We start from the raw sequence: 18,611 nt of genomic DNA, 5'->3' as shown, positions 1-18,611 counted from the left end.
TTATATTGTAATAATAAAGGGACAATATTAACAAATAAATCAGGCAAGACTTACATTTTTGAATACGGTTTGACTACGGTGTTTGCAAAAAAATGTAATAATTAGCCCGCAAAAAGCGTAAAACTACTTGAGATTTTACTTAATAATAAAACGAGATATGAAATGTGCCTTTAGACACTAAATATTGGTAGAGAAACACAATTGAAAATAAGTTTAACGTGCCCTAGGTGGGTAATATTCATCATTTTGTTGCGTACCTGCAGCACGCAAACGAATTTAAAATCTAATAACTACCAACATGTAGTTCCTAACGGCACAAATTTCAGATTTTTCAAACCTTAATTGGTATGAATAATAAAAGATCAAAAATTCAAAATAAACTCCGTAATATTTGCTTCTGATGAAAGCTGCAATTTTTTACGAATACGATATCTGGTATCTTCAACTCCTCTTACAGAAATCCCTAAAAGCGGTGCGATTTCTTTGGTATTGAAATTCATTCGCAAATAGGCACACAATCGCATATCACGCGGAGTCAATTCCGGGAAACTCGTTTTCAATCGTTGCATGAAATTATCATGAAGCTGATTAAAAATCTCTTCAAACTCGTTCCAATGCTGATCTCCCTGTAATTCGTGATCAATGATTCGGTTAATCTTCTTTAATAAACCAAAATTGGTATTAAAATCATTGTTTTTATCAATCTGGCCAATAAGATCTTTTATCGAAAGTAAAATTTCATTTAAATGAATAAGATTGACGGTATTCGAAGCTACTTTAGCATTTTTGAGATTAATCGTGGTTTGAAGATTTTCTTTCATAATGGCCATGTTTTCCTGTTCTAACGCCAGTTTTTGTTCATTTAATTCGGCGCGATTTCTAAGTAATTCCTTTTCCTGATTCAGGATTAGTTGTTCGCGTTCGCGTTCAGCCAGATTTTTTTGGTATTTGATAATGGTATAAATCAAAACCCCAAATAATATCAAATACAAAATATAAGCCCAGGTTGTTCTGTACCAGGGCGGCAAAACTTCAAATTTAAAAATAGCTTCTTGGCTAACTACATCATAAATGTTTTTTGCCCTTACGTGAAAAATATATTCGTTTTCGGGTAAATTGGTATATTCCTTTTCAGTCTGAAGAGTATATTCTGACCATTTGGGTTCAAACCCTTCCAGCCAATATTCGTATTTAGTTGCATCGGCCTGATCATAACAAAGTGAAGCAAATGAAAAGTGTAAAGCGTTATTCGAATACGATAAAACAGGCGAAAATGTATTTGCCCATTCCATATTAGTTGGAAGTACATCGTATCTGCTGGAAAACAACAAACTGTCTTTTGGAAAGATACATTTAACCTCAGAAATTATTGCTTTGTACTTCGCCTCATATTTCTTGCTTTTGGTTGTATTGTAATGAATCAAACCTTCTTGCGTCCCAAAAAAGACATCTCCCTTTGTAGTGGTCTGAATATTCTCGAAACCCGGAATGTATAAATATCTCAGTTTGCGAAAAGGCAATTCTTCGATAGTGAAACCTGCGCCTGTTTTCTGATTCATCTTTCCGGTATTCTCTCCCGAAATATACCAGATATTGTTTTGAGGATCTTCTTTAAGCAGCCGAATATGACTTTCCATTCCGAGATATTTTTTGAAAATAGCATCAGGAATCATTTTCTTTGAATGAGCATCTTGTTTATAGACGCCTTTTGTGGTTCCAAAAAGAATCTGATTCTTAATTTTGAAATTATTTAAAAACAGACTCGACGGAAAACCATTTTTATCATTATAAAATTCAATATTCGAAACAGCATCGAATGTTTTATTAAATCTCATTTTGAAGATTCCTTTATAACCATGCGCAATCCAGATATTCTCATCCTTATCCGTTACAATTACTCTGCTGCTTTGTTCAAAACCTTTTATTTTATGCTGATACACCCAGGAATTATTAATCTGCTTTAATAAATATAAACCGTTATAACCACCCACAAGCAATAAATCTGGATGGTTTGGAATTAGAACACCTTGCCATGCGCCATCTGTCCTGGCTAATAATTGCGCCGAATTACCTTTGATTTCAAAAACTCCATTTTTCTCAAAAGCCAAAAGTGAATTTCCAAAAACGCCAATATTCCATACATTTTCAGACATTCCTGAAATATGCTGAAAATGAACATTCTCGTGTTGACCATCTTTGTAAGCATTCCAATCCAACCAAAAAACACCATTATCGGTAGCGATATACAATTTGTTCTGATAAATCTCACTGCAATATATTTTGGTTTCTGAATTAGACGCGTCCAGTATTTTTGATAAAGGCGACGAAATCTGAATCATCGAAATTCCATCTTTCAAGCTAACCCACAAATTACCTTCCCTATCCATTTTAAGATTGGTCACATAATCGTTTTGCAAACCTGTCTGCTTATTAATATGCTGAATTAAATTTCCTTTACTATCAATAACTATCAATCCGTTTTGACGCGTTCCAATTCCGAAATATCCATCAGGGAGCAAAATTCCTGTTGAGATCTGATTCTGTTTCAATACATTATCTGCTTCGGTTACAAAAGGTTTTAACTGATTGTTTTTGTAAACCAATAAACCTTTCTTTTGTGTCAGGATTATCAAACCTTCATTGGTTTTAAAAATTTTCCTGATCTTCATTCCGATAAATTCTTTACTGCTTGGAATTTCGCCTAAAGCATTATTTTCTAATTTCAGCAAACCTTTTACATTATCTGAGACGTAGATTTCTTTACCAACTTCAAAAAATTCATCAAATTTGGCCTCAGATCCTATTACTTTGATTCTCTTATCCTTATAAATAAACAGTTCTTCATTCGAGAAAAAAACTACTTCTTTATCTAGAATAACCGTATGCAAAACATCACCAAAATTTCTGGCAGAATCCGGCAATAATTTGATCAGAGAAGTATATTTATATTGCCCATTTGGTAATTGAACCGTATAACCGAATTCGCCCTGAGCGCCAACATACATTTTATCATTTTTATCGATCGCAAGAGAACGAACCATGCTTTTATTTTCCGGCTGTGCAACAATACTCCATCTCACGCCATCAAATTGCATAATACCAAAATGATTCGCAAAAAACATCATGCCTTTAGAATCCTGCAAAACATCCCAGTTTTCAGATGCTGCTTTATAGGTTTTAGGGTTATAGTTGGTAATAAAGGGAACTCCAATTTTCTTAATTTGGGCATTAGCAATTGGATACAAAAGGGATATGGATAGAACTAAAATTCTAAGTGAAAATTTTGTCATTTTTGTTTCTGTCTGTAGGTTAGTGCGTAGCTTTTTAAGAGCTACAGTCTCAAAAATACCCCTTTGGGAAAAGGTATTTCTAAGCAAGAAAGATATCCTTATTACTACTCTTAAAATTATAATTTGACAATTAAAAGCATTAAAAAAAATAAATCTTTATAATCAAATATATAAAATTTTATTTTAATGCAACAAATTACATTTTAATTAGAGGATTTGATAATGAATAAATTAGAGAATGTGGGAATTAGAAAAAGCTTAAAATATGAAAGCTTTGTCAGAGTTTAAAACTTTGACAAAGCTCCTTAAAAGTAGCGCAAACCTGAAACTTGAAACCTGAACTTTTTTCTCTAAAAAGTAATAATTTATGCTTTACGATCTTGAAATAGTAATTTTAAAATTTGTTAATTTGCATCCGATAAAAATCAAATATGAAAAAAATCCTTTGTTTACTAAGCGTTACTTTACTATTGCTTTCTTCCTGTTCTAACGATAAAAATGAATCATCAAATTTAGAAGAATCTGTTTTTGTTAAAGAAATTGCAGTTAATTATAATGGTAAAACGATTACTCAAAAATTTTCATATGATAAAAATAAAATTAAATCAATCACTTTTCAAGATGGAGAAAAAACCAATTATACTTATAGTGATAATCTAATTACAAAAATTGAAGATTTGGACGCAAACGGAAAACTCTTTTCGACTATGGAATATAAATATTCAAATGGTAAAATTTATTCTTGTTTGAGAATCGAGTACGATTTTGGACCTCAATATAAAAACCTTACAAAGTATATTTATAATGAGGACGGAACCGTTTCATATCAAATATATAAAGTTAATGCCTTAAACGGGGCTGAACAGGAAAAAGATCTCATTTCTGGTAAACTTTTTATTAAAGACGGTAATATTGTTAAAGAGGAATATTACTCAAATTCTGTATTAGAAATTTCAACATTGTACGAATACGATAATAAAAATGATAGCTTCAAAAATATTTTAGGCTATAATTTATTATTAAATCTCATGCCATCGGTTAACAACATTATTAAATCAACTAAAACTACTAAAGATGTTTTTATAGGCACAACAATTAATTTGTACGAATACAATTCAAAAGGTTATCCTACAACAAAAATGGTTGATATTGTTAATGGGAAACCTTTCTCAACTGTAAAGTACCAATATTAATAAATAGTAAACGAAATTTAAATTCTAAAAATAAAGTTGCTGACTTAACTCTTCATAGTTACTAAAAAGGACCGCTCCTTCTTTTTTTAAATCTTCATTATTGTAACCATTGACAAAACCATAAACTTTAAACCCACCGCTAATTCCGGCAATTACTCCTGCTTTGCTGTCTTCTATTACGATACACTCCTTAACCTCAAATCCCATTTCTTTTGCGGCGTGCAGAAAAATTCCCGGTTCTGGTTTCCAGCTGTTAATCTGGTAAGAACTGAATATTTTATTTTCGAATTTATCGAGCAAACCAGCCACTCCAAGATTCAATCGTATTTTATCGACAGGACCGCTGGAAGCTACGCAATAAGGGATTTTTAATTTATTAAGAAATTCAACTATGCCTTCCATTGGTTTTACCTGTGTTTTGAAAGCTTCAAAACTTTTCTCACGATAATCTGATTCAAAAGTATCGGGAAGTTTTTTGCCGATAGCATTCTCAATATACAGGAAACATTCCTTTAATTTACGACCGTTAAAATCGCGATAAGCATCTTCCAGTTTCATCTTAAAACCATATTCTGCTGCCATTTCAAGCATAATTCCGTTACCAATTTTTTCTGTATCGACAAGCACACCATCACAATCGAAAATAATACATTTAATCATACTGTTGATTTACATTTAATTATACAATAACCTGATAGAAGTTACCCATTATGTAAATTACAAAAAATAAAATAAGAAGTTACAGCATCATTAAAATAATATTTTTTAAACCTGTCTGCTTATCTAAGAAAACAAGTACCTGAAAATATTTCTAATGTAATGAAGAATTGGTGGCTTGCGCAAACTGTGAAGTATTTACAATGTAAAAAGCCCGATGCTATTGATCGAAATGAAAAAATGAACATGGATTGAAAGCCCAACCATTAAGAGATATAAAATTTCAAAGAAATCCATACAAAACAGAGCATGGATTTCTTTATAAAAGACTACGTTTACCAGGAGATTTGAACTCGCGCACGGTCCATCCCATTATTTTGAAGAGTTATAACACTTCCACTTGTCAAATCACCTAATTTAAAGGTACTTTGATGACCGTTTCTTAATTCGTAACGGTTTCCGGAAACTATGACACTGTCAGAAGGTCCTTCATTCGTAATTGTAATTTCCAAAGAAGGTGTATTGGTTCCCACATCCACACCTCTTGTACTACCCGACATGATATCTATCGTTTCTTTCTTTGTACCTGTAACTGTTTTGCTTTCTGATTCCATTTTAATTGTTTTTAGGGGTTAATAATACTGACAAAGCAACAAATAAATTATTGATTAAAACCACGTATAAGTACCTGAATACTAAATAAATCATATAAAAAAAACACTCCATTATCACTCAAAAAAAGTTTTTTAACTCAACTTATAAAAAAAAGAATCCACATATTCAAAAATAACACTTTGTACTTTTTTACCCCAATTCCGTATTCTAAAGTTATATTTGATTTGTATCTTTATGATTCAAAAAAAAAAAATCCAATTTTCGATTAATTAATACCTGTAAAGCTTTGAAAAAACATATTTTATTCACCGCAATTCTGGCAAGTAGTTTTGCCGTTCATGCTCAAAACAAAATCATTACCGTTACTAATTTCCTTCCCATAGATCGTGAATTCGAAACTATTGAATTGACTAAAAAATCTCTGGGATTATCAACTTCTGTTAAACTGGAAAATTATGCTGTAAAAGAAGCGGGTACAAATACTTTTTTGAGCACACAATCTATCGATAATGATGGTGACGGAACTATTGATGTACTCTTATTTCAACCTAAAATAAAAGCGTCATCGCAACAAGATTTTGAAGTGTTGGTTGCCGAAAATCCATCAAAAGAAACTACGATTAGCTGCTTTTCGAGATTTGTTCCTGAACGTACAGACGATTATGCGTGGGAAAACAATAAAGTAGCCTTTAGAACTTATGGTCCTGTGGCTCAAAAAATGGTAGAAGAGAAAGTAGCTGGCGGAACTTTAACCAGCGGAATTGACGCCTGGCTAAAAAGAGTCGATTACCCAATTATCAATAAATGGTACCAAAAAGCTACTAACGGAACCGGAACGTATCATAAAGATACTGGTGAAGGTTTAGATAATTTTCATGTAGGTGATAGCCGTGGCGTGGGCGGAATTGCCGTTAAGGTCGATGATAAATACTATTTTTCCAAGAATTTCACTAGCTGGAAAACTATCACCACCGGACCTATCAGAACGAGTTTTATCCTGACGTATGCCGATTGGGATGCAAAAGGCAACAAAATAACCGAGTCAAAACTGATCAGTCTGGATTACGGAAGTTATCTTTCTCGTTTTGAAATCAATATTACCGGAACAAAATCTATTGCTGCCGGATTAACGCTTCATGACAAAAAAGGAACTATTGGAACCAATATAAAAGAAGGCTGGTTAAGCCATTGGGAACCTATCGACGATTCTGAAATTGGAACTGGAATCGTAGCTCCCAAAAACACTTTAAAAAGTTTTGATAATCATATTACCGAAGATAAAGATCTAAGTAATCTATTCGGAAATATTGAGGTAAAGAACAATAAAGCGATTTACTACGTTGGTTTTGGATGGAAAAAAGGAAGCCCATTTCAAACTCAAAAACAATGGGAAACGTATTTGACTTCGTTTGCTAAAAAAATAAATAACCCATTGGTTATTAAGGTGAAGAAATAGTTTCTCGCAAAGACGCTAAGTGGCTAAGATTCTAGGTTACTAAGATTAAAAACTTTGCAACTTAGCGCCTTTACGAGATTAATTAAAAAGGCTTGGAAAAAAATCATTTCCTCGCAGGAAAATAATTCTCTTTTAGAATAATTTCTAGCGGAATATAATGTGTGTTCTCTATAGTTTCCTGCAAGACGAGTTTTTTATACAAATGATTAATTCCCATATAGCCCTGCTCTTCGGGTCTTTGGTTGATTAAAAAGTCGATTACACCTTTATTTAAATATTCGATATTATCCTTCAATAAATCGTAACCAATGATTCTCACGCCTTTTATATTGTTTTGCTCTAAAAATCTCGCGACAATATACGCTCTGGAATTAGGGACAAAAACACTGTTTATTGCAGTGAACATTTCTAAATTGAGCTGATCAATTCCCGAATCTTTAATGGTGATTTCAGAAAATTTAAAATTATTAAGTTCATTATGATCTTTAAAAAACGAATAAAAACCATTGATGCGTTGTAAATAAACCGATGTACTTTCGATCTCTCTGGTGATTTTGAAAATCAAGATTTGTCTTTCGTTTTTTACCGCAAAACTGATTAGCCTTCCGGCCAAATAACCACTCTGAAAAGCATCTTGTCCTACATAAGCATGTTCGTCATTATTAGAAATATTCGAATCGATCATCACCACGGGAATATTTTTCTTTTCATATTCTGCCAAAAAACGAACCGACTCTTGGTAAAAAATAGGCGCGAATAAAAGTCCCTCGCAATCAAATTCCAATACTTTTTTAACGGCCTCTTTAAACGAAGATGCATTAAAATCATAAAAGAAATAATCCAGTACAATTCCGAACTTACTAAACTCAATTGCTGCTTTTTCTATTCCGGTAATTTGGCTTTTCCAATATTCCAAATTTTCATATTGTGGTAAAAAAACTGCAAAATGAAATTTTTTATTCAAGGCCAGATTACTCGCCAGAATATTTCTTTTGTAGCCATATTGTTCAATAATAGCATTTACTTTATCTACATTTTCCTGAGCAACCTGCCCACGATTATGGATAATTCTATCAACAGTTCCGGGTGAAACATTGGCTAATTCGGCAATTTTTTTTATCGTTATGATATTGATGAGTTTTAAGTTAAATGATGTTGTAATACACTTGAAATTATTATTTTTTTTATCAAATATAAGTTGTTTTACTTAACTTTTTATATACATTTGTAAAATACCGTGTGCGTACACGCAAATATACACATGTGTATTTTAAAAAACATAATATCAAATAGATTATTTATTATGATTTTTGATAATTAAGAGTTTACTCTATAATTATGACATAAAAAATGGCTACTGACATCTTAATGAGTTATTACTTAAAGCCAGTATACTAAATAACGTTATATAAAGTAAAACTTTAATTATAAAAAACATAAGTTACCCTTGTGTGAAATAAAATTAGAACATAAAAACCAAATAAAATGATTGTAGATTCATTACAAAACGCTGCAAAATATTTCAGTCTTCACCCTAAATTCAAAGAAGCATTTGATTACGTAAATCAAAATGACATTAGTAAACTTGAAGAAGGCGCATTTGAAATTGCCCAAGGATTAAAAGTAATTGTAATTCTTGGCGAAGGCGCAACCAGAGAAGAAAGCATAAAAGGTTTTGAATGTCACGATCAAAACATCGATATCCAGATTTCGATAAAAGGTCCGGAAACTTTTGCCTGGAAACCAAGAGAAAAATGTGTGAGCCCAAATGGGGATTATAGCGAGGAAAGAGATGTTCGTTTTTTTCACGACAAACCCGATATGTTTTTTGAATTGCAGGAAAAACAATTTGCGATTTTGTTTCCTACAGATGTTCACGCGGCAATGATTGGTGAAGGAACACTCAAAAAAATCGTCATTAAAGTTAAAATATAAAACTGATGAGTACAATTCAAAAAAACATCGATGTTATTGCTGAGCAAGGTATTGTTCCGCTGTATTTCACAACAGATCAAACCATTAGTATCGAAATTCTAAGAACGCTTTACAAAGCAGGAATCAGAGCCGTTGAATATACCAACAGAGGTCCTGAAGCTTTATCCAACTTCAGAAAAATGGTTGCGGTTCGAAATGCCGAATTGCCCGAAATGTTATTAGGTATAGGAACGATTAAAAACCTTGAAGATGCCAAAGACTTCAGCGATGCTGCAGCCGACTTTTTTATCAGTCCGGGATTTGTTCCTGAAGTGGCTGATTTCTTAAAAGATAAGGAAGTTTTATACGCTCCGGGTTGTATGACTCCAACAGAAATCATAGCAGCAGAAAATGCGGGAATAAAACTCGTAAAACTATTCCCGGGAAACATATTGGGAACAGAATTTTTAAGCAGCATAAAAGATGTTTTTCCATCCTTGGTTTTCATGACCACTGGCGGTGTAGAACCTACTCATGCCAGTATTGAAAGCTGGTTTTCTGCCGGTGCTTCTGCCGTTGGGCTGGGAAGCAAACTCATCAGCAAAAAACGCATTGAAGAACAGGATTACGATGTAATTGAAAACGAAACTAAAAAAATGCTGGAAATTATCCAGACAATAAGAAGAATATAAACTTTAGATATTTAGCACTGGAAAATTTAGCCACAGATTAAAAAGATTAACACAGATTATTTTAAAATCCTTTTCAGTCTTTTAATCTGTGGCAAAAAAACACAATAAATTATACAACTTAATATGGATTCAATATTTAATCTAAAAGGAAAAATTGCATTAATTACCGGAGGTGCCGGAGTATTGGGAAGCAACTTTGCAAACGTTTTGGCCAAACAAGGCGTTATTGTTGGAATCGTTTCTCAATCGATTGAAAAGGCTAATAAGGCTGTACAAAACATAGAAAACAACGGTGGAAAAGCTTTTGCGGTTCAGGCCAATGTTTTAAACAAAGAAGAATTAGAAAAAGCAAGAGATTTTATCGTAGAAAAATACGGGGGTCTTGACATTTTAATTAATGCTGCGGGCGGAAATATGCCTGGAGCAACAATAAGCCCTGATCAGGCGATATTTGATATGAAGGTAGACGAATTGCAAAAAGTAGTCGATCTGAATATCATTGGTACTATGCTGCCATCGCAAGTGTTTTCGGAGCTTTTTGCAAAACAAAAACAAGGTATTATCATCAATATATCATCGGCATCTGCACAAAGACCTTTGACGAGAGTTGTGGGATATTCGGCTTCAAAAGCGGCAATTGACAATTTTACACAATGGATGGCAGTTGAGTTAGCTCAAAAATATGGCGAAGGAATTCGTGTAAATGCGATTTCTCCGGGATTTTTTATAGGAGAACAAAACAAGGCTTTGTTACTAGCCCCTGATGGAAAACTAACGCCAAGAGGCGAAAAAATTATCGAGCATACGCCAATGGGAAGATTTGGAACTCCTGAAGATATCGACGGGGCACTTTTATTTTTATGCAGCGATATGTCAAAATTTGTTACGGGAACAATCTTAAAAGTCGATGGAGGATTTGCCGCTACAAGTATTTAAAAATATATAGCAGTATTAGTTTTGTCATCTTGAGCAACGAAGGATCACACACGAAACTCGACAAAGATTGGCAACTCACTTTATGGAGGTTCTTGCGTTGCTTCGAGTCCGCTCAGTATGACATAAGAGGCAAAAATAGTTGTGATAAAAACCAGTGCTCTAGCCCCGATAGAGGTAAAAATCCTTTTATTCCCGGGTTCAGAATAAAAGATTCTAACGGATAGCTGGAAATAGCTCCTTAAAAATATTAGTACAAATAATACCTACAAGCTTTTGAAAACCTTGCAGGACAAAAAATAAATCAAAAATGGAACAAACGTTAAGATGGTTCGGGCCAAACGATCCGGTTTCTTTACAAGATATTAAACAAACCGGCGCAACTGGAATTGTGACTGCATTACATCATATTCCCAACGGACAGGTTTGGGATATTGAAGAGATTATCAAACGAAAAGTTGAAATTGAACACGAAAACGGTGACCCTAAAAAAGGGGTTTCGGGTTTGACATGGTCGGTTGTAGAAAGTATTCCGGTTCATGAAGACATAAAAAAACAAACCGGGAATTATATTGAGTATATTGAAAATTATAAAGAAAGCATCCGAAATTTGGCGTTATGCGGGATAAAATGTATTTGCTATAATTTCATGCCGGTTTTAGACTGGTCCAGAACGGATTTGGCCTTTGAAACTGCCGACGGATCTAAAGCCTTGCGCTTTGATATTAATGCTTTTGCTGCTTTCGAATTGTATATTTTAAAAAGACCCGGAGCAGAAAATCAATATTCACAAGAGCAAATCGCAAAGGCTAAAAGCTATTTTGAAGCCATGACAGCGGCCGATAAAGTAAAATTACAGCAAAATATTCTGGCTGGACTTCCGGGTGCTGAAGAGGCGTATTCTGTAGAAGATTTTCTGGTTACTTTAAACGGTTATAATCATATTGACAGAAAAGCGTTGAAGGAGAATTTATTCTTCTTTTTAAAAGAAATTATTCCCGTTGCCGAGAGTAAAGGCGTTCTAATGGCGATTCATCCTGACGATCCGCCCTACCCCATTTTAGGTTTGCCAAGAGTGGTAAGTACTGAGGAAGATTTGATAGAATTGATGGCTTGCGCTGAATCAAAATCGAACGGATTCACGATGTGTACGGGTTCATACGGTGTAAGAGCTGATAATGATTTACCGGGAATTGTAAGACGTCACGGCGATAAAATGAATTTTATTCACCTAAGAAGCACAGAAAGAGACGCCGAAGGAAGCTTTTACGAAGCCAATCATCTTGAAGGCGATGTTGATATGTATGAAGTGGTAAAAGCCATTATTGAAGTCGAAAAAAGAAATAACAGCCAGTTGCCCATGCGTCCGGATCACGGACACCAAATGCTGGACGATTTGAATAAAAAGACGAATCCGGGATATTCGGCAATTGGGCGTTTGAGAGGTTTAGCTGAATTGCGAGGACTTGAAATGGGAATTAAGAAGTCGCTTTAAGATAATCTGACAGAGTCGCAAAGTCGCAAAGTTTTTTTAAGCTATAGTATTAAAGAACTAAAAAAAGTTTCAAGCAGATTTAAGCGGATTTACCCAGAGATTATTTCCAGATTTTTATTAATTAAATCTGCGTGAAACAAAAAAATTGCGTCTTTGTGCCTTCGTTGCAAACCACTAACTAACCAAATAACCACAACCATGAATACCCAAACCCTGCTGATTTGTTGCAGCCTTTTTGTAAATAGTGTTACCATGGCGCAAGAAATGCCTAAAATACTTACGGACTCAAAAGCGAATTATTTACCTGATTTTAGTTATGCGGGCTATCATTTCGGAGAAAGCCAAATTCCACAAGTTCAGGGAAAAATTATTAATGCTACAGATTATGGCGTAAAAGCCAATGATGGTCTTGATGATTCCAAAGCATTACTAAAGGCCGTAAAAGCTGCAAATGCTATTGAGGGAAATGTGATCTTGCAATTGCCTGCCGGACGCATTATTTTGAGCGAAATTGTATATATCGAAAGAAGCAATTTCGTACTTCGTGGTGAGGGTTCTGGTGAAAAAGGAACAGAAATTTATTGTCCAAGACCGATGATGTATCTTAAAGATCCCGAATCATTGGCAGAACTTCGTGAATATCTCACTACGCTTGATAAAAGGCAACGTGAGCCTGATAATAATGTCGATTTGCCTTTCTCGCAATATGCCTGGTCGGGTGGATTTATCTGGACGCAAATTCCCGGTGAACGTGTAAAATCGTATTTGGATAAATATGAACCAACGCCCAATTCGTTGGCGAAAGTAAGTTCGGGAAATATAGGTGAACATACGATCAATGTTTCGGATGTAAAAGATTTGAAAGTGGGCGATATTGTCGAGCTACAGCTTTTTAATAAAGATGGTGAAAACGGCGAAATCATCAAGGATTTATACAAAGGCGCGAATGTAAAACCGGGTTCACATCACTGGAAATTTCCAAAACTTCCCATTGTCAGGCAACAAGTTGAAATCACCAAAATTTCAAACTCAAAAATAACAATTAAAACTCCTTTGACCATTGCCATAAAACCAGCTTATCAGGCGCAGTTGGTCGAATGGAAACATTTGAATGAAGTCGGGATTGAACATCTTCGTTTTACTTTTCCTGATATTCCAAGAGTGGCACATCATGTTGAACCCGGAAATAATGCAATATTTCTAACCCGTGTTTTTAATAGTTGGGTCAAAGATGTTACGATTACAAATGCTGATAGCGGAATTTTGGGCGAAGAAATCTCAAATGTTACCATACAGGATATTGTTACCGATGGCCCGCATATGTCGCATTACACGGTGACTTTGGGCGGCGTGCATAATGTATTGGTGAAGAATCTGAAGATCTACAACAAAGCCGTTCATCCGTTAAGCTTCAACACTTTTGCAACTAAAAACGTGTATCAGGATTGTGAGATTTTTGCCGATGCTCTTTTAGATCAGCATTCGGGGGCAAATCATCAAAACTTATTCGATCATATTACCCTGCATATAACGCCGGATAAAAACAACAGTTATTACTTGTTTGGCGGTGGCGGTGCTGATTACTGGAAGCCTTCACACGGGCCATATAGTACTTTTTGGAATCTGAATATTCTGGTCGAGAAACCAGCTGAAATCACGAAACCAGTTTTGCTTTACGGCATGAAAGACGGACCTTTTGCGAGAATGATTGGTGTGAATGGCAATGCTAAATTCGAAGTAAAATATGAACCTGACCCTTATATTGAATTCTTAAATACACCAATGGACAAAGTGGCGTCGCTTTATGAGTATCAATTAAAAAGGCGCTTGAAGAAATAGTCTCGCAAAGTCGCAGAGTCGCAAAGTTTTTTAAGGTAAAATCTTTATCTCTGCTCTTTTCTCGAAAAACATCTTCGAAACGTATCAAAAGCGCTTGAAGTACGTTCTTTTTTTAATCTCGCAAAGACGCGAAGACGCAAAGAAAAACTTAAAGAGAAACTTAAAGAGAAACTTAAAGAGAAACTTAAATAATAAAAACTTTGCAACTTCGAGACTTTGCCAGAGATCAACTCCACAATAAAATTCGACCGCTATGAAATACAAAATAGCCTTTCTTCTAACTGTACTTATTTTCGGGAATGTATTTTCCCAAAATAAATACCGCCTTAAAAATATCTCTACTACAGATGGACTTTCGCAGAGTTCTGTCATTGCTATACATCAGGATAAATTTGGGCAAATGTGGTTTGGTACGCGCGACGGACTCAATAAATATGACGGAAGTAAATTCACGGTTTTCAGGAACGATGTAACCAATAAACATTCGATAAGCAACAACGATATTTTGTCTATCGAGGAAGATAATACAGGCAAAATCTGGGTAGGAACTTACAACGGGCTTAATTGTTATGATCCTGTGAGTAATACTTTTACACGATATTTACATACAAAAAACAATCATACGATAAGCAGTAATGCCATTTGGTCGATTAAAGAAATTGGCGACGAGATGTGGTTTGGAACCTCAAAAGGATTGACGATTTATAATCAAAAATCAAAACTCTTTACCTCGATTTTTCATTCGGATACAGATCCTACAACGGTTCCCAGCAACAATATTATTACGATTTTAAAAACGAAAAAAGGAGAAATCTGGATTGGTACAACAAAAGGTTTATGTAAGCTTGTACGTCGAAAAAATGGTGATTTATCCTTTAAAAATTTTCCTTTAAACCATACGGATCTTCTCAATGTTCAGGCAATTTCCGAAGATTTGTCGGGTAATTTGTGGGTGGGAACAAAAAACAAAGGACTTCTTAAATTTGATAAAACATCCAATACTTTTGTTTCTTTTTTATCGGATGATAAATACCGCGAAATCAATACTGATATTCGTTCTCTGGCCTTTGATAATCAAGGTTCCTTATGGATTGGTGCGTATGACGGAATCTATATTTTAGGAAAAGATAAAAGCGTTCAAAAAATAAACAGCAGCAATAACAGCAACGGAATCGACAAGGTAAAATCGATTTACATGGATCGAAAAGGTTCTGTCTGGATTGGATGTTATTATAAAGGTGTGAATATTTGGGATATTTCGAATGTGAATTTCTCCAATTACAATCAGAATTCTAAAAAGATTTCGATGAGTTTTGATGTTGTGAGTTCTATTATTGCCGATAAAAATCAGAATATTTATTTTGGAACTGAAGGCGGCGGAATCACGATTTACAATAGAAATACCGAAGCTACGAGTTACATCAATAGCAAAAGCGGTCAAACCATTAAAAATGATATCAAATCGATGTGTCTTTCGGGCAATATTTTGTGGATTGGAACTTTCTCAAAAGGATTATCGGCTTATAATATTACTTCAAAACAAATCCAAGACAACAGAATCTCTGCTGAACTTAATCTTTTATTAAGAGAATCCGGCGTTTATTCTATCAAAGCAGAAGGAAATGATATTCTTTGGATTGGTACTTTTGGCAAAGGTTTGATTCGCTACAATATGATTTCTAAAACTTTTGAAGTAGTAGGAAACGACAATACAAAAGCCAATTATCTGACCAATAATATTGTGCGTACTATTTTAGTCGATCAAAAAAAAGGCGTTTGGGTAGGAACTCAAAACGGGCTAAATTATATTCCACTGAACAATTTTGCTCCTAATACATATTCGATTAAACATTACTTTTTCGATTCGGCTTCTTTATCGGGAGATGATATTTTAACTTTGTTTCAGGACAGCCAAAAGAAAATCTGGGTGGGAACAAAAGCAAAAGGTTTGCATTATTTTGATGGAAAAAAATTCAATAAAATCAATTTAAGAATCGGAAACACCGTTATTACTTCGATACATTCTATACTTGAAGACGATGGTAAAAACTTATGGATTAGTACCAATCAGGGTATTATAAAATACAGCACAATACTAAAAACAGTGGTTATTTACGATCAAAAAGATGGTTTGGCAAGTAATGAATTTAATGATAATTCGGCTTTAAAACTCTCTTCGAATCAATTTTATTTCGGAAGTCCGTCTGGCGCTACGTATTTTGATGCCAAGAAAATCTCCCTAAATACTTATGCCCCACAGGTTTTAATTACGAATCTAAAAATCAAAAACCAAAGCATTCATCCTAATGATTCTGTTGGTATTTTAGAGAGAAGTATTGGTTATACCAAGACCATTACCCTCGATTACGACAAGGCCAATTTCTCGATAGATTTTGCGATCCCAAATTACATTCGATCCAAAAACAATCAATACAGTTATCGTTTGGTAGGATTAGAAAACAACTGGACCACAACCAAAAGTACCGAAGCCATTTTTGCCATTCAGAATCCCGGAACTTATACTTTTGAAGTTCGTGGCTCTAATAATGACGGTGTTTGGAATAAAGTCCCTACTACCCTGACCGTTATCGTAAAACCTGCTCCATGGCGCAGTATCTGGGCATTTTTATTGTACGGAATTGTAATTGGTCTGGGATTATACGGCTTGATCTGGATCATGAAATCCAAAGCCAGACTGAAACAAAAACTGGAACTGGAATATTTGGAAACCAAACGAATTGAGGAAAATAATATTGCCAAGCTGGATTTCTTTACTAATATTTCACATGAATTCAGAACGCCGTTAACCTTGATTTTAGGGCCTTTGCAACAAATTCTAGCCAATTATAACGGTACTAACGAAATGTACAAAAAGTTATTGGTGATTGAAGGAAGTGCAAATCATCTTTTGAGTCTGATCAATCGTTTAATGGATTTCAGGAAACTCGAAAACCATCAGGTTACGCTTGAATCTGCTGAAGGAAACATTGTAAAATTTACCAGAGAAATCTTTTTATCTTTTATTGAATATGCCAAAGATGGCGGTTACAACTATACTTTCGAATCCTCTCAAGAAGAAATTCTGGTGTATTTTGATCGTTATAAACTGGAGCGTGTTTTTTATAATCTGATTTCAAATGCTTTTCGATATACTCCAAAAGGCGGAAATATTCACCTAAAAATATCACACGACAAGGAAAATCTTTTTATTGCCATAGAAGATTCAGGAGTTGGAATTGCGCCTGAGCATATTGACAAAATTTTTGATTTGTTTTTTGAAGTTCCAATGCACAACAACGTTCAGAAAAACTATAATAAAGGAACCGGAATTGGGCTTTCAATTGTAAAAAACATTGTAAAACTTCATAAAGGAGATATTGAGGTAACCAATAAAGAAACTCAGGGTGTAGTTTTTAAAGTTACACTCCCCTTAGGCAGAGCGCATCTTTTAGACAACGAAATTATTACCGATTTTAAAATTAGTGATGATATCGACCAATACACTGCTCAATTAGAAAAAACCGAAATAACAGAGCCTGAAGACATTGATGATTTTGTAGTCAACGACGAAAAGCAAACCATCCTGATTGTCGAAGATCACAAGGTTTTACGTTCGTTCATGAAAAATTTACTCAAAGAAGATTACAATATTATTGAAGCCGAAAACGGAAAAGTAGCCTTTGAGAAAGCATTACAGAATGTTCCGAGTTTAATAATAAGTGATGTTATTATGCCTGAAATGGTAGGAACGGAACTTTGTTCGAAAATCAAAGAGAATCTAAAAACAAGCCATATTCCGGTAATTTTGCTGACTTCACGAACTTCATTGGTCTATAAATTTGAAGGTTTAGAAAGTGGCGCAGATGATTATATCAGTAAACCTTTCAATTTAATTGAATTCAAGCTTCGAGTTAAAAACCTGCTGAATTCGACCGAACGATTGAAAAACAAATTCTCCAGCGATGATAATTTCATTCCGTCAGAAATAACGGTTTCTTCACTGGACGAAGATCTATTGAAAAAAGCTTTCAAAATTGTCGAGGAAAATATTTCGAACGAGCAATTCGATATTCCGTTTTTCTGTACAGAATTAGGTGTAAGCCGTACGATGTTATTTCTAAAAATAAAAGCGTGGACAAATTTTACGCCCAACGAGTTCATTCATGAAATACGATTAAAACGCGCCGCTCAATTATTAGAACAAAATAAATTAAACATCTCCGAAATTAGTTATAAAGTCGGTTTCAACAATCCAAAATATTTCAGCAAATGCTTCCAGAAAAAGTATGGGGAAACGCCAACTCAGTTTGCTGACAAATTTTTTAAATCTTCAGAAGTTTTATAGCAAATTCGCTGTTTTAAAGGGTTAAAAAAAGGGTATCTGTATTTTTAGATACCCTTTTTTGTATTTCTATATCGTTTTCGGCTACTACATTTGTCATTATGAAAATCAGAAAAACAAAATTCCTATTACTGCAAATTCTATTTGTGATAGTGATAATCGCAATGAGTTTATTGATTTTCTAC

Annotated in this window: 12 protein-coding genes; 8 read left to right on the top strand and 4 right to left on the bottom strand. The window is 34.3% G+C overall.

Annotated elements, in window-relative coordinates; genetic code table 11:
• Positions 1 to 362 precede the first annotated feature (362 nt).
• Complete coding sequence (locus GIY83_RS06000; protein WP_208685670.1) at positions 363 to 3,290, bottom strand: triple tyrosine motif-containing protein; 2,928 nt, start codon at positions 3,288 to 3,290, stop codon at positions 363 to 365.
• Between the two features lie 431 nt (positions 3,291 to 3,721).
• Between GIY83_RS06000 and GIY83_RS05995 the strand changes: the two genes are divergently transcribed.
• Complete coding sequence (locus GIY83_RS05995; RefSeq protein ID WP_208685668.1) at positions 3,722 to 4,483, top strand: hypothetical protein; 762 nt, start codon at positions 3,722 to 3,724, stop codon at positions 4,481 to 4,483.
• Between the two features lie 24 nt (positions 4,484 to 4,507).
• On the opposite strand, the gene GIY83_RS05990 is transcribed toward GIY83_RS05995, so the two are convergent.
• Positions 4,508 to 5,143: an HAD family phosphatase gene (locus GIY83_RS05990; RefSeq protein WP_208685666.1), complete on the bottom strand. Its 636-nt coding sequence runs from the start codon at positions 5,141 to 5,143 to the stop codon at positions 4,508 to 4,510.
• Between the two features lie 332 nt (positions 5,144 to 5,475).
• On the bottom strand, positions 5,476 to 5,754 hold the full coding sequence (locus GIY83_RS05985) for a hypothetical protein (protein ID WP_194616213.1): 279 nt from the start codon (positions 5,752 to 5,754) through the stop codon (positions 5,476 to 5,478).
• Positions 5,755 to 6,041: 287 nt separating this feature from the next.
• Here GIY83_RS05985 and GIY83_RS05980 point away from each other — a divergent pair, with 287 nt between their 5' ends.
• Complete coding sequence (locus GIY83_RS05980) at positions 6,042 to 7,211, top strand: DUF4861 family protein (protein ID WP_208685664.1); 1,170 nt, start codon at positions 6,042 to 6,044, stop codon at positions 7,209 to 7,211.
• 103 nt (positions 7,212 to 7,314) lie between these two features.
• Here the strand turns inward: GIY83_RS05980 and GIY83_RS05975 are convergent, their stop codons facing one another.
• Positions 7,315 to 8,277: a substrate-binding domain-containing protein gene (locus GIY83_RS05975; protein WP_229029312.1), complete on the bottom strand. Its 963-nt coding sequence runs from the start codon at positions 8,275 to 8,277 to the stop codon at positions 7,315 to 7,317.
• Positions 8,278 to 8,696: 419 nt separating this feature from the next.
• Between GIY83_RS05975 and GIY83_RS05970 the strand changes: the two genes are divergently transcribed.
• The 6 genes from GIY83_RS05970 (at position 8,697) to GIY83_RS05945 (ending at position 18,429) form a co-directional block, all read left to right on the top strand.
• Entirely contained in the window at positions 8,697 to 9,146 is a 450-nt protein-coding gene (locus GIY83_RS05970; protein WP_208685662.1) for a YhcH/YjgK/YiaL family protein, read from the top strand.
• Positions 9,147 to 9,151: 5 nt separating this feature from the next.
• Positions 9,152 to 9,817, top strand: a complete 666-nt coding sequence (locus GIY83_RS05965; RefSeq protein ID WP_208685660.1) for a bifunctional 4-hydroxy-2-oxoglutarate aldolase/2-dehydro-3-deoxy-phosphogluconate aldolase — start codon at positions 9,152 to 9,154, stop codon at positions 9,815 to 9,817.
• A 123-nt stretch (positions 9,818 to 9,940) separates the two neighbouring features.
• Positions 9,941 to 10,753 (top strand): SDR family oxidoreductase, encoded by an 813-nt coding sequence (locus GIY83_RS05960; RefSeq protein ID WP_208685658.1) that lies wholly within the window; start codon positions 9,941 to 9,943, stop codon positions 10,751 to 10,753.
• 307 nt (positions 10,754 to 11,060) lie between these two features.
• A complete protein-coding gene (uxuA, locus tag GIY83_RS05955; protein ID WP_208685656.1) occupies positions 11,061 to 12,245 on the top strand; it encodes a mannonate dehydratase in 1,185 nt (394 codons plus the stop codon).
• Positions 12,246 to 12,443: 198 nt separating this feature from the next.
• Positions 12,444 to 14,084, top strand: coding sequence for a hypothetical protein (locus GIY83_RS05950; RefSeq protein WP_208685654.1), 1,641 nt, complete (start codon positions 12,444 to 12,446; stop codon positions 14,082 to 14,084).
• Positions 14,085 to 14,337: 253 nt separating this feature from the next.
• Positions 14,338 to 18,429: a two-component regulator propeller domain-containing protein gene (locus GIY83_RS05945; protein ID WP_194616220.1), complete on the top strand. Its 4,092-nt coding sequence runs from the start codon at positions 14,338 to 14,340 to the stop codon at positions 18,427 to 18,429.
• Positions 18,430 to 18,611: the final 182 nt, after the last annotated feature.

This window comes from Flavobacterium sp. SLB02, from assembly GCF_009664855.1.
Classification (GTDB): Bacteria; Bacteroidota; Bacteroidia; order Flavobacteriales; family Flavobacteriaceae; genus Flavobacterium.
This window is presented reverse-complemented; position numbering and strand designations above follow the sequence as displayed.